Annotated in this window: 15 protein-coding genes; 6 read left to right on the top strand and 9 right to left on the bottom strand. The window is 65.7% G+C overall.

The genetic code is table 11. The annotated features are described in order from the left end of the window. The coding region (locus tag G3N97_RS11945) for a tannase/feruloyl esterase family alpha/beta hydrolase (RefSeq protein ID WP_205993396.1) at positions 1-1517 on the bottom strand (1517 nt) is incomplete at its 3' end. A 353-nt stretch (positions 1518-1870) separates the two neighbouring features. Between G3N97_RS11945 and G3N97_RS11940 the strand changes: the two genes are divergently transcribed. Further along, positions 1871-2197, top strand: a complete 327-nt coding sequence (locus G3N97_RS11940; RefSeq protein ID WP_205993395.1) for a hypothetical protein — start codon at positions 1871-1873, stop codon at positions 2195-2197. A gap of 208 nt (positions 2198-2405) precedes the next feature. Next, positions 2406-4226 carry a DNA-binding protein gene (locus tag G3N97_RS11935; RefSeq protein ID WP_205993394.1) on the top strand — a complete coding sequence of 607 codons (1821 nt, stop codon included), beginning with the start codon at positions 2406-2408 and terminating at the stop codon, positions 4224-4226. A gap of 106 nt (positions 4227-4332) precedes the next feature. Here G3N97_RS11935 and G3N97_RS11930 read toward each other — a convergent pair whose 3' ends face one another. From G3N97_RS11930 to G3N97_RS11915, 4 genes are all read right to left on the bottom strand, one after another. After that, positions 4333-5778: a cytochrome c peroxidase gene (locus tag G3N97_RS11930; protein WP_205993393.1), complete on the bottom strand. Its 1446-nt coding sequence runs from the start codon at positions 5776-5778 to the stop codon at positions 4333-4335. A gap of 206 nt (positions 5779-5984) precedes the next feature. Beyond that, positions 5985-7766, bottom strand: a complete 1782-nt coding sequence (locus G3N97_RS11925) for an alkaline phosphatase family protein (protein ID WP_205993392.1) — start codon at positions 7764-7766, stop codon at positions 5985-5987. A 522-nt stretch (positions 7767-8288) separates the two neighbouring features. Next, positions 8289-9485 (bottom strand): 5-demethoxyubiquinol-8 5-hydroxylase UbiM, encoded by a 1197-nt coding sequence (gene ubiM / locus G3N97_RS11920; RefSeq protein WP_205993391.1) that lies wholly within the window; start codon positions 9483-9485, stop codon positions 8289-8291. Positions 9486-9562: 77 nt separating this feature from the next. Beyond that, positions 9563-9985: a hemerythrin domain-containing protein gene (locus tag G3N97_RS11915; RefSeq protein WP_205993390.1), complete on the bottom strand. Its 423-nt coding sequence runs from the start codon at positions 9983-9985 to the stop codon at positions 9563-9565. Between the two features lie 490 nt (positions 9986-10475). Between G3N97_RS11915 and G3N97_RS11910 the strand changes: the two genes are divergently transcribed. Beyond that, positions 10476-11645, top strand: coding sequence for an FUSC family protein (locus G3N97_RS11910; protein WP_241030535.1), 1170 nt, complete (start codon positions 10476-10478; stop codon positions 11643-11645). Between the two features lie 153 nt (positions 11646-11798). Here the strand turns inward: G3N97_RS11910 and acnB are convergent, their stop codons facing one another. Together acnB and G3N97_RS11900 are read right to left on the bottom strand one after the other, a co-directional pair. After that, positions 11799-14384, bottom strand: coding sequence for a bifunctional aconitate hydratase 2/2-methylisocitrate dehydratase (gene acnB, locus G3N97_RS11905; RefSeq protein ID WP_065064085.1), 2586 nt, complete (start codon positions 14382-14384; stop codon positions 11799-11801). Between the two features lie 443 nt (positions 14385-14827). Further along, positions 14828-15211 carry an ATP-dependent protease gene (locus G3N97_RS11900; protein WP_205993388.1) on the bottom strand — a complete coding sequence of 128 codons (384 nt, stop codon included), beginning with the start codon at positions 15209-15211 and terminating at the stop codon, positions 14828-14830. Positions 15212-15444: 233 nt separating this feature from the next. Here G3N97_RS11900 and G3N97_RS11895 point away from each other — a divergent pair, with 233 nt between their 5' ends. Beyond that, positions 15445-16689 carry a DUF1479 domain-containing protein gene (locus tag G3N97_RS11895; RefSeq protein ID WP_205993387.1) on the top strand — a complete coding sequence of 415 codons (1245 nt, stop codon included), beginning with the start codon at positions 15445-15447 and terminating at the stop codon, positions 16687-16689. A gap of 18 nt (positions 16690-16707) precedes the next feature. Here G3N97_RS11895 and G3N97_RS11890 read toward each other — a convergent pair whose 3' ends face one another. Beyond that, positions 16708-17652, bottom strand: coding sequence for a DMT family transporter (locus G3N97_RS11890; RefSeq protein ID WP_205993386.1), 945 nt, complete (start codon positions 17650-17652; stop codon positions 16708-16710). A gap of 179 nt (positions 17653-17831) precedes the next feature. On the opposite strand from G3N97_RS11890, the gene G3N97_RS11885 reads away from it, so the two are divergent. Then, positions 17832-18608 (top strand): helix-turn-helix transcriptional regulator, encoded by a 777-nt coding sequence (locus tag G3N97_RS11885; protein ID WP_241030534.1) that lies wholly within the window; start codon positions 17832-17834, stop codon positions 18606-18608. Positions 18609-18666: 58 nt separating this feature from the next. Here the strand turns inward: G3N97_RS11885 and G3N97_RS11880 are convergent, their stop codons facing one another. Beyond that, a complete protein-coding gene (locus G3N97_RS11880; protein ID WP_205993385.1) occupies positions 18667-19788 on the bottom strand; it encodes an NADH:flavin oxidoreductase in 1122 nt (373 codons plus the stop codon). Between the two features lie 149 nt (positions 19789-19937). Here G3N97_RS11880 and G3N97_RS11875 point away from each other — a divergent pair, with 149 nt between their 5' ends. Further along, positions 19938-20339 carry a helix-turn-helix domain-containing protein gene (locus G3N97_RS11875; protein WP_205993384.1) on the top strand — a complete coding sequence of 134 codons (402 nt, stop codon included), beginning with the start codon at positions 19938-19940 and terminating at the stop codon, positions 20337-20339. The last annotated feature ends 1 nt before the right edge of the window (position 20340 follow it).

Here is a 20340-nt window from a genome sequence, read left to right as displayed (position 1 = left end):
GCCGCCGGCGGCGGACCGAAGCCGCCCGCGCTCGCGGCGATGCGGTCCGCGTGCAGGCTCGCGGGCGCGGTGCCGCGCTCCACCCACGACATCAGCGGGCTCAGCGTATCGACCTGCGCGAAGCCGTCGCCGCCACCACAATGGCCCACGCCCGGGATCATGAAGAGGCGCAGGAAGCGGTCGGTCGCGGCCACGCCCAGCTCGGCCTGCACGGCGCGATAGTAGGCGATGGAGATCATCGGCGCGATCGAGAAGTCAGCCCAGCCGTGCCACATGATGAGCTTGCCGCCGCGCGCGGAGAACGCGTGCAGATCGGGATTGGTCGCGTCGTTGAGCGGATGCAGTTCCTGCATGCGCGCGAATTGGGCGGTCGTGAACGGGAACGTCGTCGCGCTCGATTCGGCCTGCGACGGCGCGAGATTGACCACCGGCACCATGCTCGCGAACAGCGATTCGGACATCACGCGCGAGTTGGCGTCGCGCGGCACGAACGAGCCCCACATCAGCTCCGAACCGGGTTCGAGGCCGCCCGGCAGGAAGCGATGACCGGCGGCGTCGGTCGGGCCCGTGTAGATTTTCTTCGCCACCGACCATTCGGCGGGCGTGAGGCAATGCGCCGTGTCGGTCGCGCCGGTCTTGCACGCAACCCAGCTCGGCTGCACGCGGCACGCGCGCGGATCGCTGAGCAGGCCGTCCTTGACGCCGTCGAGCGTGTCGCAATGCGCGATCACCGCGTCGTGCAGCACGCGCAGCTTCGGCGCGAGCAGGATCGGCTTGCCGTTGCTGTCGCGATTGGCCGCCACGGTCCACGCGTGGAAGAACGAGTTCTGGATCTGGAACAGCATCGCGGGCGCGCCCGCCGAAATGCCGTCGAAGTCCTCGGGATAGCGCTGCGCTTCCATCAGCGCTTCGCGGCCGCCGTCCGAGCAGCCGGAGAAATACGTGTAACGCGGCGCGACGCCGTAGAACGCGCGCATCAGCGCTTTCGAGGCGAGCGCGGTCAAGTGATTCGCGCGATAAGCGAAATCGATGCGCTTTTGCGGATCGGCTGCGAACGCGCCTTCGTCGGGCGAACCCATGCGGCCCGTGTGGCCCATGTCGGTCGCGGCGACGGCGAACTCGCCGTCGAGCGCGGGACGGCAATCGCCCGCGTTGCCGATGCTCGCGTTGATCTGGCCGCACAGCCCGCCGCAACCGGCTTGCAGATAGCGTTGCGTCCACTTTTGAGTCGGCAGATCGAGCTTGAAGCCGATCGACGGCGCGATCGTGCCGCTTACTTCGCAGAACTCGCCTTGCGCGGTGCTCACGCGTTTCGTTTCGATCGCCACGGCGGCGCCGACGGCGACATCGAGCTTCGTCTGGGCGAGCGCCTCGCAGCTTTGCACGGGCGCGACCACGGCCAGTGCCGCGCCGGGATCGGCGAAGGCGGGCGACGCGCGCAGCAGCGCCAGCCCCGCGAGCAGGAGGAGCGCAACGGCGAACGCGGCCGCGCGACGGGAAAACAGAGTTAAGGACATGGCGTTCATGGAGAGAAACGGTGGGCACTCGCGTGCCGGAGGACGGCGCGGCGAACGAGCCGCCGCGAATTCAGGAACCGTGTTCTTAGCATTTTTTTCGATTCGATGGCGCGGGTTCGGCGGCGCGATTATGACAATCGATGACCGGATAAGCAGAAAGCATGGTGCGTGGGATGTCGATGCTTTGCGTAGCAAGCGTCGTTCGAATGCGCGCGTGAGTTGCTTTTTGTCGCGCTGGAAATGGATATCGCGCTTGCTATGCTGGCGGCTTGAGGGGATTTTAGTCGCGCGATTTGATTTGGCATGCTTAGTAATGTGCTCGGTTCGCGCAGCCACGTCGTGTCGAGTCCGATATGGTCGAACCGCGCACCGCGAGGCCGATCGAATTCCCGATCGCCAGCGCGCCGAGCGTCACAAGCATCGGTAGAGCCGTCGGCGTGCCGTGCACGAAGTCAATCCGCATCGCGCTCGCGATCCAGCCGATTTTGGCGGCGCGGCATGCCGGATGCGCAAGAAATCGTCGGCGGCGTCTGCCGTCAACGGCGGAGTTCACGGGCCGACCGCAATCGGCGATTGTTCATCAAAGCGAGGCAACGAGGCGACGAAAGGCGGTTTTGTCGGCGATTCACCAGACAAATGCGGCGCGCGCCCAGGTCAAGCGCGTCCAAATTACGTCTTGAAGAACCCGGGATCGCTTTATAAAATCTGGCCCCACACTCTGCGGCGACGATATCCAATTGCGCGAATACGTCCCCGTTCCCCCGGCTTTTCCGCCAATTAACTTTGGGGCCGAGCCCCGACAATTTTCATATTGCGGGGGCTATGCTCACCACCGATCGACCTGCGGTTTCGTCGATCGTCAATTTTCTTAGCGTTATCGAGGCGGATATGTCTAGCAGCAGTATTGCGATCACCGACGAACTCGTCGCTGAAATCGCGGACCGGATGGCCGAAGACGGCCAGACGGTGTCGCCCGTGGCCATCTGGTCGGAAGTCCATACCGGCTCCGTGGTCTCCGTCGCCGCGTCGCTGCGCAAGTGGCGCGAGGCGCGTGCGCCGCGCGTGCCGCAGGTTTCCGAGCGCCCGGCCTTGCCCGACGCCGTCACCGAAACGATGCGCGACGCGCTCGACCGTCTGTGGACGTCGGCGCAGGACGAAGCCGAGCGCGCCGTGACACGCCGTCTGGCGTCGATGCGCGAGCGCGTCGAGGACGCGTGCAGCGAGCGCGACGACGCGCTCGCCGAGTTGCAGAACACCGTCCAGGAACTGGATTCGCTGCAAGTTCAGCTGGACCGCATGACGAGCGCCTACGAAGCGAAGGTCGACGCCGGCAGCGGACTGGACGAGGACATCGCACTGGCCGTGCAGCGCACCGACGCCGCCGAAAAGCGCGTGCAGGAACTGACCGAGCGCGTCAACCTGCTCGAAGCGGAACTCGAGCAGGCCGCGTCGGAATTCGCGGCCGAGCGCGCGGCGCGTGAAGCCGCCGAGGCCGAAGTGGTCCGCCAGACCGAGATCGCCGCGGCAGCCACGGCCGCCGCGCAGCAGATCGTGGCGGAGCAGGCAGCGGCAGCGGAACGCGCGGCAGCCGAGCAGGCGGCAGCGCAAGCGGCGGCGGAACAGGCTGCGGCGGAAAAGGCGGCAGCGGATCAGATCGCGGCCGAACAGGCAGCAGCGCAACACGCTGCTGAGCAGGCAGCGGCGGAACAGGCCGCAGCAGAACTGGCCGCAGAACAAGCCGCAGCAGAGCAAGCCGCAGCGGAACAAGCCGCGGCGGAGCAAGCAGCGGCCGAACAAGCAGCGGCGCAGGCAGCCGAACAGGCAGCCGAACCCGCCGTCGATAACGAAGCCGAGCGCGCCGCGCTGGAAGCCGCGCACGCGGAAACGGTCGCGCGTCTGGAAGGCGAACTCGAATCGATCCGCGCCGCGCTGCAAGCCGAGCAGGAAGCGCACGCCGCGCGTCGCGACGAAGTCAGCAGCGCGCAAGCCGAACGTGACGCCGCCGCCAGCGAGCTGCAGAACGTGCAGACGCAGGTCGCCAGCCTGACCGAAGAACGCGATGCCGGCGCGACCGAGATCGCGCGTCTGTCGGCGACCGTGACGGAAGCGCAGGAACGCGCGGCCGAACTGTCGCAACTCGCGGAAAACGCGGCAGCCGAAGCCGCCGCCAACGCGGAAGCGATCGCGAAGGCCGAGCAGGCGGTGAAGGACGCGCAGGAAGCGCATGAGGCGCTGCAGGCGCAGGCACAAGCTCACGCACAAGCTCAGGCCGCGGAAGCTCAGGCAGCCGCGTCGGCGCCGCAGGAAGCGCAGCAAGCAGCGCAGCAGGACACGGCGGCCATCGAAGCGCTGGAAACGCTGAAGGCCCAGTTCACGCAGGAAGCGCAAACGCACGCCGCCGCGATCAACGAAGCGCGCGATAACCTCAAGAAGTGGGCCGACTACGCGAACGGCCTCAAGCAGCAACTGATCCAGTCCAACGAGCAGATGATGCTGATCCACGCACGCGGCGTGGGCGAAGCATCGCTGAGCCGCCGCCTCGCCGGCGAGCTGAGCCAGCTCAAGCCGGATCACGAGTTGCTGCGCAAGGAGTTCCAGCAGCGCGTGATCGTCGAGGCGATCAGCGCCCAGCTCGAAGCACAGGGCTATCGCTACGACGCGTCGACGGGCGCGGTCACGAAGCTGAACGCCGAGAACGCATCGGCCTGACGCTTTGGACGCACGCACCGGCGAGCCTCGCCGGTCGACAAAACAGAAAACGCGCGGATCGCTCCGCGCGTTTTTTTTCGCCTCGTGCCAATAGCGGCAGCCGCGCTTACTTCGCCTTGTAACCGTCCGTGAGCGTGCCGATGAACGCGATGATGTCCTGGATATCCTGATCGGACATCGCGGGCTGATCGGCCGGCTTGCGGTCGAACGGCGCATCGGCGTAATCGACGTTGCCTTGCCACGCCTTAGGAATGTCGTTGTACACCTGCACCTTGCCCGAGGCGTCGCGCGGATAGATCTTGCCCGGATCGGTATTGCGCAGGTTGTAGAAGTCCATCACCTGCTTCAGATCGTGATAGACGCCGTTGTGGAAATACACGCGACGAATCGCGCTGTTGCGCAGCGTCGGCGTGAGGAACATGCCGCAATACTGCGTCTGCTGCGCGAGGTCCTGGCGGATCGGCCCGCACAGTCCGAGGTCGAAGAATTTCGGATCGTGATTCGCTTCCAGGCGCGGATTGCGCGGCACGCCGAGCGCTTCGTACTGCGTGTCGGTGAAGAGCGGCGGCAGGCCGTCCGAGGTCGGCTGGCTCAAGTGGCAACCGGCGCAATTCGCCTTCTTCGAATCGTTGAACAGACGCAGGCCGCGCAGTTCGGCGTGCGTGAGCCGCGCCTTGCCTTGCAGCCACGCGTCGTATTTGCTGGTGAACGCGTGGAAATCCGGTTCCTCGAATTCGAAGCGGCCGACCGCGAACATCGCCTCGGCGGTCAGCAAGGTCGGGTTGTCGAAAATGCGCGGGCCGAACAGTTTGCGGAAGGTGTCCGAGTAAGACGCGTGCGCGAGTTTAGCGGCGACCGTGGCGGCATCCGGGTTCGCCATTTCGGTCGGATTGAGCAGCGGCCCGAGCGCCTGGCGCTGATACGAATCGGCGCGGCCGTCCCAGAACAGGCCGCCCACCGGCACCATGGCGACGGTCGTGGGCGTCGCACCCGCGACCTTGTCGGCGCGCTGCGTGCCCTTGGCGGCCTGGGCGAGCGCGTTGAAGTCGGGCGGCGCGGCGGCGTCGGCGGCATCGGGGCCGATGCTGAACGGCGCCTGGCGATACAGATACGCGAGCGAGGGCGGCGGGCGATAGCTCTGGCGATCGAGATTCGGGCCGCCGAGCTGGGTGTCGAGATCGTTCGGCGGACCGTAGCCGCGCGTCGCGCTATGACACGACGCGCACGACTGCTTGCCCGACGCGGACAACGACGTGTCGTAGAAAATCTGCTTGCCGAGTTTCGCGACCGCGCTCAGCGGCGCCTGCGGCGGCAACACGAGCTGCACGGGATGCGGATTCGCGCCGGTGAGGTCTTCCACCGCGTCGCCCACGGCGGCGGGCATGCGTTCGGGATAGGCGAGCGCATAACCGGTCAGCCCGGCGAGCGCGAACAGCACGACCGCGCAGCCGCTCAGCAGGCGCGTGCGGCCGCGTTTCTGGCTGGCTCCGGGCGGCCCCTTGGGCGCGGAGGAATCGGCGGAAGGGGACGGACGGTACGGTTGCGTTGACATAGACGAGTGATGAGCGATGCCCGCGAGGCCCGGCGAACCTGCGTGCATGCCGGGCGCAGTAAAAAGGAACAAGCCAGGAAAAAAGCATCGATCCGACCGTGGCCGGACCGATGCGCAAGAGCGTCCCAACGCTGCGTCAAACGATGCAGGGAAGCCGGGACGCCCGTCGATGGTCAAACGTTGTGCTGGATGCGACGGGGCGACGCTTAGAGCGACGGTCCCGTGATCGCAGCGGGCGCCGACGAGAGCTGCGTGCCCTTGTTCGAGTCGAGATACAGCGGCGCGATCGGCGACGTGCTCGCGAAGTTGAACAGGTTCATGATGCTGCCCGCGTTCGCGTCGTTCGAGCCCTGGCCGATGCGTGCGCCGCCGAGCCAGTTGTCCTCGATGAAGCGCACGACCGAGGACTGCGTGACCACGGTGGTGCCGTCGACGAAATTCGCCTTCGCGTACGGCGAGATCACGAGGAACGGAATGCGCGTGCCCGGACCGCAGCGGCCATTCACGGCGCCGCCGTTCACGCCCGCGCCTTGCACCGCGCCCGTGGCGTTACAGACGCCCGCGCCGTTGAGCTGGTCGGCGCCCGTCACGGCCGTCTTGGTCGTCTGGCCCGTCGTTTCCGCCGAGGTCGAGTCGAACGAGGAGGTCGTCGGCGCGATGTACTGGTGGTCGTACCAGCCGTCCGAGTCGTCGTAGGTCACGATGACCGCGGTGTTCTTCCAGTCGGGCTGCTGCTGGAGGAAGTTCACCACGCTCGTCACGAACGACTGTTCGTCGAGCGGATCGGAGTTGCCCGGGTGGGCGTCGGCGACCGCCGGTGCCTTCAGGAAGCTCACCGACGGGAAGTTGCCCGCCTTGACCGCCGTGAAGAAGTCGTTCACGTCGTACTGGTGATGCACCGGCGTGGCCGTGTTGTCGAGCGGATCGGTGTAGCCGATCGCCGCGACCGACGACGGACGCGTATGCGCGAGGTTCTGCGTGCTCGTGTAGTACTGGAACCACGCGTGATGCTGCACGTAGTCGTTTTCGCTCGCGCCGAGCACGGACGAATACGTCGAGCGGTTGCAGCCCGTCGTGCCGTTCGCGTTCACGGTCTGCAGATTGAAGCCGCCCATGAAGCCGCCCCACGTGACGCCGCTCGAATTCAGCAGATCGCCGATGTTCTTCGAGGACATCGCCGCCGTCGTGCTCGAACCGGCCGCGACCGTGCAGGCGTCGCCGGTCGGGTCGAGGTCGCCGACGAGCGTCCAGCCGCCTTGCAGGTCGTACACCACGTCGGTCGACGGGCTCGTCGTCGCGCTGCCCGTGACGACCGCGCCGCTCGACGTCACCACGGCGCCGTTGTGCTGGCCCGAGATCACCGAGATCGCGCCCGGCGTCGACGGACCGTAGGTGTCCGTGTACGCGTTGTCGCTCATCGCGAAGTGTTGCGCGTAGTTCCAGAGCGCGGTCACGGTGTTGCCGTCGTAATAGCCCATCACGAGGCCCGGCTCGCCGAACGTGTTCGCCGAACCCACGGCGTTATTGCCGGTGTTCAGCGGATACAGATCCATCTTGCCGTCGTCGGCGGCGAGCTGTTCCGGCGTGTAGTTGTGGTTCTGGCTTTCCGTGGCGGCCTGCGAACGGTCGAGGCGGAACGGATTGATGTTTGTGCCCGTCGCGTTCTTCGTGTTCGCCACCGTCGGGTTGCTCGTCAGCAGCGCGGACGTGAGACCGTTGACGGTCGGCGTGCCCGCAGCCGCCGTAAACGTCGGCTCGCCTTCGGGGTTCTGCGCGTTCGGATAGGTGCCGAAGTAATGATCGAAGGACTCGTTCTCGCCGAAGATGACCACGAGGTGCTTGATCGGCGTGCTCGTCGCGAGCGCATCTTGCGGCGAGGCGGCCGCCGTCGTCGAGCTGGACGGCGTGTTGTTGCTGCTGCCGCAGGCCGCGATGGTCGCGACCGCCGCAGCGAACGAGATGGATAGCAAAGCTTTTCTGTGTTGCATTTCGCGCGCTCCTGGATTTTAGTATGGCGCTTCGTCTTATTGGGTTGAAAGCAAGCAGGGGGACGATCGCAATATTCGCAATCGGGATTCTTTGAGGCGCCGTCAAAGTGGGCGCATTGAATCATTCGAGTGTGAAACTTTTATAAAGAATTCCGAATATCCGGTAGGCGGTTTTCGGCGATTATTGCGCGCGATGCAGGTAATGAAGCCAATTGACGCCCGGTGGGAATCGGGCAATTGAAAGCCGGCGGCGAGCGGCTTGCGGGCGGGGGTTTACAGCGTGAAAAGCACAACGCGGCCGTCGAGGGCCGCGTTGTTTTGAATTAACTCGTTGATAATCTGGTTCGAATTTCTCAATTCGATGTTGAAATAAATCGTAAAATTTCTGTTATTAATTTATTGAAATATTTCGATCGCATTTCGTGCGTATTTCGTTTTGCTTTTGATGGCGTCGGAGTGTTGCTGTTTTTGAAACCGGCGCATGAATGAGCGCCGGTAATTTTTCGTTATTTGACGAGATGCTTATCCGGTCAGCGAAGCGGCCACGGCTTTGCGGAACGGCGCGAGATGCGAAGCCGCGCGCAGCATGACGTTGCGCGCGAGCCGCGCGGGCAGCGTGCCGTTGGTATAGATCTCGGTGATCAGGCGCGTGGCCAGAAACAGCGGCCGCGTCGCGCGCCGATGGCGGCTCTCGTAGCGGCGCAACACGTTCAACGCGCCGATATCGCCGCCTTCGCGCAGCGTGGTCGTCAGGCATTCGCAAAGCGTTTCCACGCTCGCGAGGCCGAAGTTGAAGCCGTGCGCCGTGACCGGATGCATGCCCACGGCCGCGTCGCCGATCGCGGCAAAACGCGTGGCCGCGAAACGGTCCGCGTAGACCGAGACGAGCGGATAGAGATGGCGCGTGCTGACCAGTTGCATCGCGCCGAGCCGCCGCGCGAAACGGCGTTCGAGATTCGCGCCGAACGCCTCAGCATCGAGCGCCGCGAGCGCACTGATTTCATGCGCGGGCAGCGTGAGCACGACCGACGACTGATGCGCGCCGCTCGGCGCATGCGCGTTCATCGGCAGCAGCGCGAGCGTCTGGCCGTAGCCGAACCACTCCCAGGCCGCCTCGCGATGCGGCAGCTCGTGCGTCATGCGGCAGACGAGCATGGTCTTGCCGAAGTCGTGCAGATCGGCGGCGATGCCCATCATGCGGCGCGTCGCGGAAAAGCGGCTGTCGGCGGCCACGACCAGCGCGCCCGTCAAGACCGTGCCGTTTTCGAGCGTTACGCGCGCCGATTCGGCGTCGGTGTCCACGGCGCTGACCGCTTCGCCCGCGATCACCGTGACGTCGCCGTGCGTGGCGATGTTCGCCTGCAACGCGTCGAAGGCCGTCTGGCGGATGACCTGATTGGCGACCAGCCAGCCCAGCTCCGCATGCTCGCGCGAGTCGCTGCCGATTTCGAGCGCATGCGTGGAGAGGCCGTTGAAGATTTTCGCGGCGCGCATCGGCGAGCGGGCGTCGGCGTCGATACGCTCCCACAGGCCGAGTTCGCGCATCAGGCGCACGGATTGTTGCGTGAGCGCGATTTCGCGGCCGTCGAAGGCGGGCGTCGCGATCACGTCGAGCGGCTGCTGTTCGACGAGAGCGATGCGCAGGCCGCGGCCGCTGAGCGCACGCGCGAGACAGAGACCGACGGGGCCGCCCCCGACGATGATGACATCGTTATTCATGGACCTGATCTGCGGAGGGAGTGAGCGGAAAGGAAACAGCGGCGCGCCGGAGCGCGGGCACGAACGCGCGGCGCGCGTCAGACGACGGGCGCGACGCCGGTCTCGCGCATGTGGCCGATCATCATCGAATCCATCGTCTTGACGTGAAACGCGAACCACTCGCGCAATTCGCCGATCAGCCGCCGGCCGAGATCGAAGCGCGCGTTCTGGGCGATCTCGTCGCGCACGAGGCCGGCGACGTGCAGCGCATGGCGATGCTGGCCCGCATGGCAATGACGCGGCCCGAATTCGAGCGCCTCCATCCAGCGCTCTTCCTGCGCAAAATGCTCGCGCGTGTGCGCGATCCACGCGTCGAGCGCCTCGACGAGCGCCGTGTCCGGCGCATCGTGCGCGAGGTCGAGCAGACGCACGAATTCGGTGTGCATGGCGTCGGTGACGGGCTCGCCGAGTTGCAGCTCGGGAGGCAAAAGCGAGGGAGAAGACGCGACGGGCGAGGACATGAGGCGGGGCGGAGCGAGCACAACGGCTGTCTCGGGGAAATTATCAAGATAGCAAGGCGGCGCAGTTCGCTCGATGATCTCGCGCAAGGAGGCGGGCCGCGGAGGCTGCGGCAAATGGGTTCACGCGAATGCGGCGAAAGCATGGGCCAATTCCTCGGCGCGACCTTGCGCGCGGCCCACGCGATTCAACTCGATCCGGCGATGTAAACGTAGGTTCGGCAGGTTCGGCAGGTTCTGCGCGGGCCGTCGGGCAACATCGACACGCCCGCGTTATTTTGACCAGATATCATTCGGGAAAACCCGAGCCGCGCGCCGCACGTCGTACCCTCGACACAGGCGCTCGCGGCTTGGGGGACTGTCTCGCCGTGCGCGCGCAGGACCGGAGATCCCGGTCGGGCGGCGCATCCGGCGTCCCCTCATCGCCGGGCTTCGCGCCCGGACGTCGGATACGGCCACAAGCCGGATGCCGACATCACGGATATCGTCGACCATGATCGCCGCCGCCTGTTCACGCGCCTTCAACCGCGCGCTGCTTCACGACCCCGAATTCGCGCGTCTACGCGGCGCCGCACGCTCCACGCTCGCGAGCCTGCTCACTGCGAGCCTCGGCGTGCCGTGGGCGCTCCAGCACCATCAGACCGCGACGCTCGCCGTCCCCGCCGCACTGTTCGCGATGATCGCGCCGCTCTTTCTGCGCGAGTCGCGGCTTTCCGGCTGGCTGGTGTCGCTGCTGATCTTGTGCGGCTGCGCCTGCGCGGCGTTCGCGGCCGCCGCCACGGTCGCCTCGCAACCGATGTTGCGCGACGCGGGCTCGTTACTTGTGGTGTTCGTCGGCATGTTGTGCCAGTCGCTCGGCGCGCGCGCCGTGGGCGCCGCGTTGCTGACGCTGGTGGCGTTCTACCTCGGGCTATATTTGCATCCGGTGGATGCGCGCCTCACGGAGATGCTGACCGGCATGGCGCTCGCGCCGTTCGTCGTCGCGTTCGTGGGGCGCGTGGTGATTCCGGTCGAGCGCGTGGAGGCGGCGTCATCGCGATCGCGCGCGGCGTTTATGCGCGGCGTGCCCGCGACCTTCGCGGCGGCGAAGGCGCGCATCGCCAATGCGCTGCGTATTGCCGCCGATGTGCTCGTCACGGGGCGACCCTCGCGTCGGCCGCTGGGCGAACTGTTCGCGCATCGGCTTCATCGGCTCGCGTGGCGTCCGGCGCTGGTGGCCACCGTCGCGGCGTTGCTGGCGATGCTGGCGGGCAGCGCGTTATCGGCGGATCGCGCGATGTGGGCCGTCATCAGCACCTTCGTGGTGTTTCTCGGCACGACCTCGCATCAGGGCACGCGCGCCCGCGTGATGAAGCGCATCGCGGGCACGCTCACGGGCGCGGCGGCGAGCGTGCTGCTCATCGGCCTTTGCGGCCACGAACCCTGGGTGCTGGTGGCCGCAATGGCCTTATCGGTGTTCGGCTGGGCCTATTACATTCTTCACGCGTACGCGCGCGGCGTCTTCTTCATCACGATGCTGGTCGGGCTCGTGTACGGGCAACTGGGTTTTGCGATCGTGCCGCTTGCGCGCCTGCGCATCGAGGAAGTGCTGGCCGGATGCATCATCTCGCTCGTCGTGGCGATGCTGCTGATGCCGTCGGCGAGCGCGCCCGAGCGGGCGTGACGGCGTACCTGAATCCGCACGATCCATAAAAAAATAGCGCCGCAGGCCTGGAGCCTGCGGCGCTATTGGCATGCCGCTAAAACGCAAAACTGAAGAGTCGGACGACGGCGCGAGTTTGCGTTTCCGCTATCGCGCCGTAGCCGCTCGTCGCGTTTAGATCTGCACGCTGTCGGCGACTTCCTTGAAGTCTTCGATCTTGTCGAAGTTCATGTACTGATAGATCTTGTCGCCGTTGGCGGTCAGCACGCCCATGTCGGCCATGTACTCTTCCTTGGTCGGAATCTTGCCCAGACGCGAGCAGATCGCCGCCAGTTCCGCCGAGCCGAGGTACACGTTCGTGTTCTTGCCCAGACGGTTCGGGAAGTTACGCGTCGACGTCGACATCACCGTCGCGCCTTCGCGCACCTGTGCCTGGTTACCCATGCACAGCGAGCAGCCCGGCATTTCGGTACGCGCGCCAGCCGTGCCGAACACGCCGTAGTGGCCTTCTTCGGTCAGCTGCTTCTGATCCATCTTGGTCGGCGGCGCAACCCACAGCTTCACGGGGATGTCACGCTTGCCTTCGAGCAGCTTCGACGCGGCGCGGAAGTGACCGATGTTGGTCATGCACGAACCGATGAACACTTCGTCGATCTTCGCGCCGGCGACGTCCGACAGCGTCTTCACGTCGTCCGGGTCGTTCGGGCAGGCCACGATCGGCTCATGCACGTCGGCCAGATCGATTTCGATGACGGCGGCGTATTCCGCGTCTGCGTCCGGCTGGAGCAGTTGCGGGTCGGCCAGCCACGCTTCCATCGCCTTGATACGGCGTTCGAGGCTGCGCGGGTCTTGATAGCCTTGCGCGATCATCCACTTCAGCAGCGTGATGTTGCTGTTGAGGTACTCGATGATCGGTTCCTTGTTCAGGTGCACCGTGCAACCGGCAGCCGAACGCTCAGCCGACGCATCCGACAGTTCGAACGCTTGCTCGACCTTCAGGTCGGGCAGGCCTTCGATTTCGAGAATGCGGCCCGAGAAAATGTTCTTCTTGCCTTGCTTGGCGACCGTCAGCGTGCCTTCCTTGATGGCCCACAGCGGGATCGCGTTGACGAGGTCGCGCAGCGTGACGCCCGGCTGCATCTTGCCCTTGAAGCGGACCAGCACCGATTCCGGCATGTCCAGCGGCATCGTGCCGGTGGCAGCCGCGAAGGCGACCAGACCCGAACCTGCCGGGAAGCTGATGCCGATCGGGAAGCGCGTGTGCGAGTCGCCGCCGGTGCCGACGGTGTCGGGCAGCAGCATGCGGTTCAGCCACGAGTGGATCACGCCGTCGCCCGGACGCAGCGCGATACCGCCGCGCGTGCTGATGAAGTTCGGCAGCGTCTGGTGCGTCTTGACGTCGACGGGCTTCGGATAAGCGGCCGTGTGGCAGAACGATTGCATGACGAGGTCGGCCGAGAAGCCGAGGCACGCCAGATCCTTCAGTTCGTCGCGGGTCATCGGGCCCGTGGTGTCCTGCGAGCCGACCGAGGTCATCTTCGGTTCGCAGTACGTGCCCGGGCGCACGCCCTGGCCTTCCGGCAGACCGCAGGCGCGGCCAACCATCTTCTGCGCGAGCGAGAAGCCCTTGCCGCTGTCGACCGGTTGTTGCGGCAGACGGAACAGCGTCGACGGCTTGAGGCCGAGCGCTTCACGCGCCTTGGCGGTCAGGCCGCGGCCGATGATCAGCGGAATGCGGCCGCCGGCGCGCACTTCGTCGAACAGCACGTCGGACTTGACCGTGAATTCGGCGATCACGGCGCCGTTCTTCAGCGCCTTGCCTTCGTACGGACGCAGTTCGACCACGTCGCCCATTTCCATCTGCGACACGTCGAGTTCGATCGGCAGTGCGCCAGCGTCTTCCATCGTGTTGTAGAAGATCGGGGCGATCTTGCCGCCGAGGCACACGCCGCCGAAGCGCTTGTTCGGGATGAAGGGGATGTCTTCGCCCGTGAACCAGAGCACCGAGTTGGTGGCCGATTTACGCGACGAACCCGTGCCGACCACGTCGCCGACGTAGGCGACCAGGTGACCCTTTTCCTTCAGCGATTCGATGAACTTGACCGGGCCGCGCTTGCCGTCTTCTTCCGGCGTGATGCCGGGACGGGCGTTCTTCAGCATGGCGAGCGCGTGCAGCGGGATGTCCGGGCGCGTGGTGGCGTCCGGAGCCGGCGACAGGTCGTCGGTGTTGGTTTCGCCCGTGACCTTGAAGACCGTGATGGTCAGGCTTTGCGGGACTTCCGGACGGCTCGTGAACCATTCGGCGTCGGCCCAGCTTTGCAGCACGGCCTTGGCGTTCGCGTTGCCCTTGTCGGCGAGTTCCTTGACGTCGTGGAACTGGTCGAACATCAGCAGGGTTTTCTTGAGCGCGTCGGCGGCGACGGTGCCCACGGCCGGGTCGGCCAGCAGTTCGATCAGCGGGGCGATGTTGTAGCCGCCGAGCATCGTGCCGAGCAGTTCGGTGGCGCGTTCGCGCGAGATCAGCGCGCAGGCGGTTTCACCCTTGGCGACGGCGGCCAGGAAGCCGGCCTTCACGCGCGCGGCTTCGTCCACACCGGCCGGCACGCGGTTGGTGATCAGATCGACCAGCGTGGCCTCTTCGCCTGCGGGCGGATTCGTCAGCAGTTCCACCAGCTCGGCGGTTTGCTGAGCCGTGAGAGGCAGGGGGGGGATGCCGAGCGCGGCGCGTGCGGCTACGTGAGCACGAAAGTTTTCAAGCATGGGGGACCTGCTGTATTGCGTTTCAGGGGAAGGCGTTCCAGACACGCCGAGGCTATTCCGGGCACTACCACTACTTTGACCGCGATTTTAATCGCTGTGCCGTCTATCGTCAAATGTCTTATGTCTTATATAAGAGTTGATTAGCGGAGCGGTTGGAGGCGTGGGAGGTGCGTTGCGCGGAAGGTGGTTTGTCGGGGATTCTTTGGGTCTGGTTAGAGCATTGTTTTAGCTCGGTTTTTCTGTGATCTGCGCGGGCGTTGGAGCTTTCGCTGCGCCGGTTGTAAGGCGGTCTTTGCACGCTTTTAGCGCAGAATCCGGAAAGGATATTTACCGCGCGGGCATGTTATTCCACCATGTGGGAAGTGTGGCGGGGCGGCCAGCATTGCGCCCGAAAACCACGTAAGGTTTGCCGCGCGCCGCCTCCTCGACTGCCTCCGCAACGCTCAAAGATCGCCGCGCACTTCGCCGGTGCCCAGCGCGGTCCGCTGGCGGTTGACTTCCGCCCACAGTTCGTCGCTTTCGTCGTCGCGCAGCAGAATGATCCAGTCCAGTTGCTCGCCGGTCACGCCAAAATATTCCTGCAATTCCTTGCGCACGCCTTCGATGAATTGCGCGTATTCCGGGGGCGCCTGGGCTTGCGCGTGCAGCGCGTCGTACTCGGCATCGTCCGCGCCGCCGCCACGCTCGTCGATGTAGTCCGTGAGCCATTGGTCGCGCTCGCGGTCGTAGTCGGCCTCGGCGCGCATCGCCTGCACGGCCGTGTAGAAATCGAGTTGGGCAAACGCGGCAATCGCCGCCGTCGTGGCCGCGTCGAATGTCGTGGTCATGGTCTATCTCTTGGTTGAATGCGCCGCTTGAACAGCGTCGCAAAGACGGTATCGGCTGCGGGAAACGTCTCGAATCCCATCGGTCCGTGATACTACCGCGTGGCGTTGGCGCAATTAAAGCAATGTACGCAATATCCGCGCCGGATTGCGCCCCGGCGTCACGCGCTTTCGCTTCGTTCGCCGCTCACGTAAGCTAGGGCCGATAAAGACGGGAACACAACACGGAGACGCGCATGCCCCTGCAGATCGACGACCTCCCTGGCGCCATTCGCGCCGCAAAGAATGAACTTCGCGAGCGGCTGCCCAACTATCGCGAGGTGTTCGCCGAAGTCGAGGCGGACATGATCGCGCAGGCCGAACGCATCGCGGCGCTGCGCGAGCGCGGCGAGCCGGTGATTCCCGAGATCCGCTTCGACGATATCGCCGCCCGTCGCGTGAGCGCGGAGCAGATCGCGAGCGTGAAAACGCGCGGCGCGTGTGTGATCCGCAACGTATTCGATCGCGCGCGCGTCGAGCAATGGGACCGCGATATCGCCGACTATGTCGAGCGCAATCGCCTCGACAAAAAACTCGAAAATCGCGCGGAGGATCGATACTTCGGACAACTGGCTTCCAGCAAACCGCAGATTTACGGCGTGTACTGGTCGAAGCCGCAAGTGCTGGCGCGCCAGTCCGCGGAACTCACGCAGGCGCGCGTTTTTCTGAACCGGCTCTGGCGCAGCGAAAGCGAAGGGCGCGTGCATTTCGATCCCGACCGCGTGCCGGTTTATGCGGACCGCTTGCGCCGGCGTCCGCCGGGTTCGGAGTCGCTGGGCTTGTCGGCGCATTGCGATGGCGGCTCGGTCGAGCGCTGGATCGAGGCGAATTTCCGCAAGGTCTATCGCGAGGTGTTTTCCGGCAACTGGCGCGCGTACGATCCGTTCGACGCGGCCTGGCGCACGGAGGTCGAGGAAATCGCCTCGCCCGCCGTGTGCTCGATGTTCCGAACCTTCCAGGGTTGGACCGCGCTGACGCAGCAGGGGCCGGGCGACGGCACGCTGCAGCTCGTGCCGATCGCCAACGCCATGGTCTACATCCTGCTGCGCGCGCTGCAAGACGATATCGCCGACGACGACCTTTGCGGCGCCATGCCGGGCCGCGCGCTGTCGATCAAGGAGGCGTATCACGCGCCGCTGTTCCGCGCGCTTTCGTCGATCCCGCTGATGCAGCCCGGCGACACCGTGTTCTGGCACAGCGATGTGATTCACGCGGTCGAGGACGCGCATCGCGGCAGCGGTTACAGCAATGTGATGTACATCGCCTCGCTGCCCGCGTGCGCGAAAAACGACGCCTATTTACGGCGTCAACTGCCGAGCTTCATCGACGGAGAAAGTCCGCCCGATTTTCCCGCCGATCATTTCGAAGTGAATTTCACCGGCCGCGCGAGTCTCGACGATCTCACGGCGACCGGGCGCGCGCAAATGGGCGTCGGGCTGTAGATCGGGCGTCGTCACGGCTCAATCGCAGGACGGTTCGCGCGGCATCGTGGCCACACGCCGCACCGACAACGGCGCGCGCCACGTCTGCGCGAGCAGCACGCCCGCGAGCGCCACGCCGCCACCGAGCAGGTGATAGGCATGCAGCCGCTCGCCGAAGCAGCCGACGGCCAGCACCGCAGTGAACACGGGCAGCAGATTCATATACATGCTGCAGCGGTTCGGGCCGAGATGCTTCACGCCCTGCATCCAGAAGAACGGCAGCACGACCGAGGCGAGCGAGCCCGCATAAGCGATCAGCGGCAGGCTTGCGCGATTGGGCAGCGCATCGGCGAGCGGCAGGCGCAGAATCAGGAGCAACATGACGATCAGCGCCGCGATCGCCTGAAAATAGGTCGATTGCCAGGACGGCAAGCCGACGTGCCAGCGCCGCAGCAGCACGCCGTAGAGCGCGTAGGCGGCGCCCGCGCCGAGCATCAGCAGATCGCCGGGATGGACGCCGCCTGCGAGCAGGGCGGGCGGATTGCCGCCGGTAATCAGCCAGACGAGACCCGCGAACGACAGCACGCCGCCGGCCGCCATGCCCGCGGTCGGCGTTTCGCCGAGCAGCGCGACCGAGAGCAGCATCGTCAGCAGCGGCACGAGCGCGGTCATGATCGCCATGTTGGTGGCGGTGGTGGTTTTCGCGGCCTCGTAGGAGAGGCACTGGAACAGCGCCATCGCGAGCAGACCGAGAAAAGCGAGCTTCGGCAATTGCGGGACGATGGCGGCGCGGTTGCGCCAGGCGGCGGCTGGCACGAAAAGGCTCATCAGCGCGACGGCGAGCACGAGACGCCAGAAGGTGATCGCGTAGGGATCGATGGTGTGCGCGGACAGGCGCGACACCATGACGTTGCCGGACCACAGCGCAATCGCGACGATCGGGAACAGCGAAGGGAGCGCGGAGCGCGAAGAGGGTGCGGGCATGCGGGCCTCGTGGTTCAGGGGCAGCGGTGGAAGGAATCAGCGAGCCCCGAGCATGCGCGTCGTAACGGTGGTCTGTCTCGCGCTAAAATGGCAAGACCTGTCGTGAAACTGCCACATGGATTCACAACCCGGATTGTCACCCCGGGTTTTTCACCCTGGTTTTTCACCCGTTCCCGCCGATGCCCGCTATTCCGCCGCCGGACGTCCACGTCCCGTTCGAAGACACGCCCATGCCGCTCGCGGCGCTCGCCGCCGACTATCCGCACGGCGCGTTCGTCGCCACGCATCGGCATCGGCGTGCGCAACTGCTGTATGCGGTCGAGGGGGTGATGCTGATCGAGGCGCAGGCGGGCCGCTGGGTCGTGCCGCCCACGCGCGCGGTCTGGATCGACGCCGGGCTCGAGCACACGGTCCGCATGAGCGGCAACGTGCGCATGCGGACCGTGTTCGTGGAGCCGCACGCGGCGCCGGATCTGCCGTATGGCAGTTGCGTCATCGCCGTGCCGCCCTTGCTGCGCGAGCTGATTCTCGGCGCCGTGGACGTGCCGTTCGACTACGCGCACGGCAGCCGCGACGATCTGCTGATGCGCTTGCTGCTAGCCGAACTCACGGTGATCCAGCGTCTGCCGCTGCACTTGCCGTGGCCCGAGGACGCGCGCCTGCGCAAGCTCTGCGATGCGATCATCGACACGCCCGACGCGTCGCACGAACTCGCGCCCTGGGCGGCGCAACTGGGCATGGCCGAGCGCACGCTGCATCGCGCTTTTCAGCGCGAAACCGGCATGACGCCGGGGCGCTGGCGACAGCACGCGCGCCTCTTTCTCGCGCTGGAGCGGCTTGCGAGCGGCGAGAAGATCGTCGCGGTCGCGCTCGATCTCGGCTACACGAGTCAGAGCGCGTTTGCCGCGATGTTCAAGCGGCATTTCGGCATTGCGCCATCGGAGTTTTATCGATGAAACGCTCTGCCGGAAACGGCCGCGTGGCGCGTTGTTGCTGCTGTCGCTGCGCCGTCGATTAAACCAGTTCGTGCAGCGAAGCCGGTTCGAAACCGCGCAGCCCGTCGACATCGCCCGAGCGCACCTTGGCGGCCCACGACGCATCGGTGATGAGCGCGCGGCCCACGGCGATCAGATCGAACTCGTCGCGCTCCATCCGCTCGACCAGGCGGTCGAGTCCGACGCTCGTCGAGCCTTCGCCGCCGAACGCGCCCATGAAATCGCCCGAGAGGCCGACGGAGCCGACGCTGATCGTGGCCGCGCCCGTCAACTTCTTGGCCCAGCCCGCGAAATTCAGGCCGTTTTCGCCATCGACTTCCGGAAATTCCGGCTCCCAGAAACGGCGCTGCGAGCAATGCAGCACGCTCGCGCCCGCGGCGACGAGCGGTTCGAGCCATTGCGCCATCTCCTGCGGCGAGGGCGCGAGGCGCGCCTTGTAATCCTGCTGCTTCCACTGACTCAGGCGGATCACGATCGGATAGTCGGGGCCGACGGCGGCGCGCACGGCCGCGATGATTTCCGCCGCGAAACGCGCGCGTTCGCCAATGCTCGGGCCGCCGTAGCGGTCGTCGCGCCGGTTCGTGCCGGACCAGAAGAACTGGTCGATCAGATAGCCGTGTGCGCCGTGCAGTTCGACCGTGTCGAAGCCGAGGCGCTTGGCGTCGGCGGCCGCTTGCGCGAACGCGGCGATCGTATCGGCGATATCGGCGTCGGTCATCGCCACGCCGCGCTCCACGCCCGGCGCGTCGAGACCCGAGGGGCTTTCGACGGGCGCGTCCGGCGTCCAGTCGGTGAGGAAGCTTTTCACCGCGCCCGTGTGCCAGAGTTGCGGGCCCATGCGGCCGCCCGCTGCGTGCACTTCGTCGATCACGTGCTGCCAGCCCGCGAGCGCCGCCTCGCCGTGGAAGAACGGAATGCCCGGATGGTTGCGCGACGCGGGGCGGTTCACGACCGTGCCTTCCGACAGGATCAGGCCGACGCCGCCTTCCGCGCGACGCCGGTAGTAGGCCGCGTTCGTCGGGCCGGGAATGCCGTCCGCCGCGAAGGAGCGCGTCATCGGCGCCATGACGATACGGTTCGGCAGCGTCAGCGAGCCGACCGAGAAAGGTTGAAACAGGACATCGGTTGCAAACGAAGACATCGGGTGGGGCTCCGTGGGTGTCAAGGGCATGCGCGCATGCCGGTCTGAATTGCGGCTGAATCCCGCAGCACCCCGAATGGTATATTCCGGATACCTGGCGTCAAGAACGCACTTTGTTTCGCCTAGGTATCCTCGAGGAAACCTGCCCCATGCCGCCCTTGCCGCTTAAGCCCGATTGCCGCCAACATTTTTCCGTCGATTGTCCGAGCCGTCTGCTGATCGACCAGATCGCGGACAAATGGTCGATGATGATTCTGACCGTGCTCGACGCGGGCCCGATGCGCTTCAACGCGATCAAGCGCCATCTGGAAGGCGTCACGCAGAAGGCGCTGACGCAATGTCTGCGCCGTCTGGAGCGCAATGGGCTGGTGTCGCGCCGGGTGATTCCGGTGTCGCCGGTCGCGGTCGAATACGAGATCACGCAACTGGGGCGCTCGCTGCAAGGGCCGTTCAGGGCGCTCTATGCGTGGACGCTGCACAACCTCGACGCCGTCGATATCGCGCGCGCGGCGTTCGATGCGCGCGTCGCGAGTGAAGCGGGCGAAGCGTAAA

The sequence above is a fragment of the Paraburkholderia sp. Ac-20347 genome, from assembly GCF_017104805.1.
GTDB lineage: Bacteria > Pseudomonadota > Gammaproteobacteria > Burkholderiales > Burkholderiaceae > Paraburkholderia > Paraburkholderia tropica.
The sequence above is the reverse complement of the archived record's forward strand: the minus strand, read 5'-3'. Positions and strand labels throughout refer to the sequence as shown.

What these genes read in the sequence shown, in the direction of transcription:
- G3N97_RS11940 (WP_205993395.1), top strand. Translation starts at nt 1,871, where the DNA reads ATGGTCGAACCGCGCACCGCGAGGCCGATCGAATTCCCGATCGCCAGC.
- G3N97_RS11935 (WP_205993394.1), top strand. Translation starts at nt 2,406, where the DNA reads ATGTCTAGCAGCAGTATTGCGATCACCGACGAACTCGTCGCTGAAATC.
- G3N97_RS11930 (WP_205993393.1), bottom strand. Translation starts at nt 5,778, where the DNA reads ATGTCAACGCAACCGTACCGTCCGTCCCCTTCCGCCGATTCCTCCGCG.
- G3N97_RS11925 (WP_205993392.1), bottom strand. Translation starts at nt 7,766, where the DNA reads ATGCAACACAGAAAAGCTTTGCTATCCATCTCGTTCGCTGCGGCGGTC.
- ubiM (WP_205993391.1), bottom strand. Translation starts at nt 9,485, where the DNA reads ATGAATAACGATGTCATCATCGTCGGGGGCGGCCCCGTCGGTCTCTGT.
- G3N97_RS11915 (WP_205993390.1), bottom strand. Translation starts at nt 9,985, where the DNA reads ATGTCCTCGCCCGTCGCGTCTTCTCCCTCGCTTTTGCCTCCCGAGCTG.
- G3N97_RS11910 (WP_241030535.1), top strand. Translation starts at nt 10,476, where the DNA reads ATGATCGCCGCCGCCTGTTCACGCGCCTTCAACCGCGCGCTGCTTCAC.
- acnB (WP_065064085.1), bottom strand. Translation starts at nt 14,384, where the DNA reads ATGCTTGAAAACTTTCGTGCTCACGTAGCCGCACGCGCCGCGCTCGGC.
- G3N97_RS11900 (WP_205993388.1), bottom strand. Translation starts at nt 15,211, where the DNA reads ATGACCACGACATTCGACGCGGCCACGACGGCGGCGATTGCCGCGTTT.
- G3N97_RS11895 (WP_205993387.1), top strand. Translation starts at nt 15,445, where the DNA reads ATGCCCCTGCAGATCGACGACCTCCCTGGCGCCATTCGCGCCGCAAAG.
- G3N97_RS11890 (WP_205993386.1), bottom strand. Translation starts at nt 17,652, where the DNA reads ATGCCCGCACCCTCTTCGCGCTCCGCGCTCCCTTCGCTGTTCCCGATC.
- G3N97_RS11885 (WP_241030534.1), top strand. Translation starts at nt 17,832, where the DNA reads ATGCCCGCTATTCCGCCGCCGGACGTCCACGTCCCGTTCGAAGACACG.
- G3N97_RS11880 (WP_205993385.1), bottom strand. Translation starts at nt 19,788, where the DNA reads ATGTCTTCGTTTGCAACCGATGTCCTGTTTCAACCTTTCTCGGTCGGC.
- G3N97_RS11875 (WP_205993384.1), top strand. Translation starts at nt 19,938, where the DNA reads ATGCCGCCCTTGCCGCTTAAGCCCGATTGCCGCCAACATTTTTCCGTC.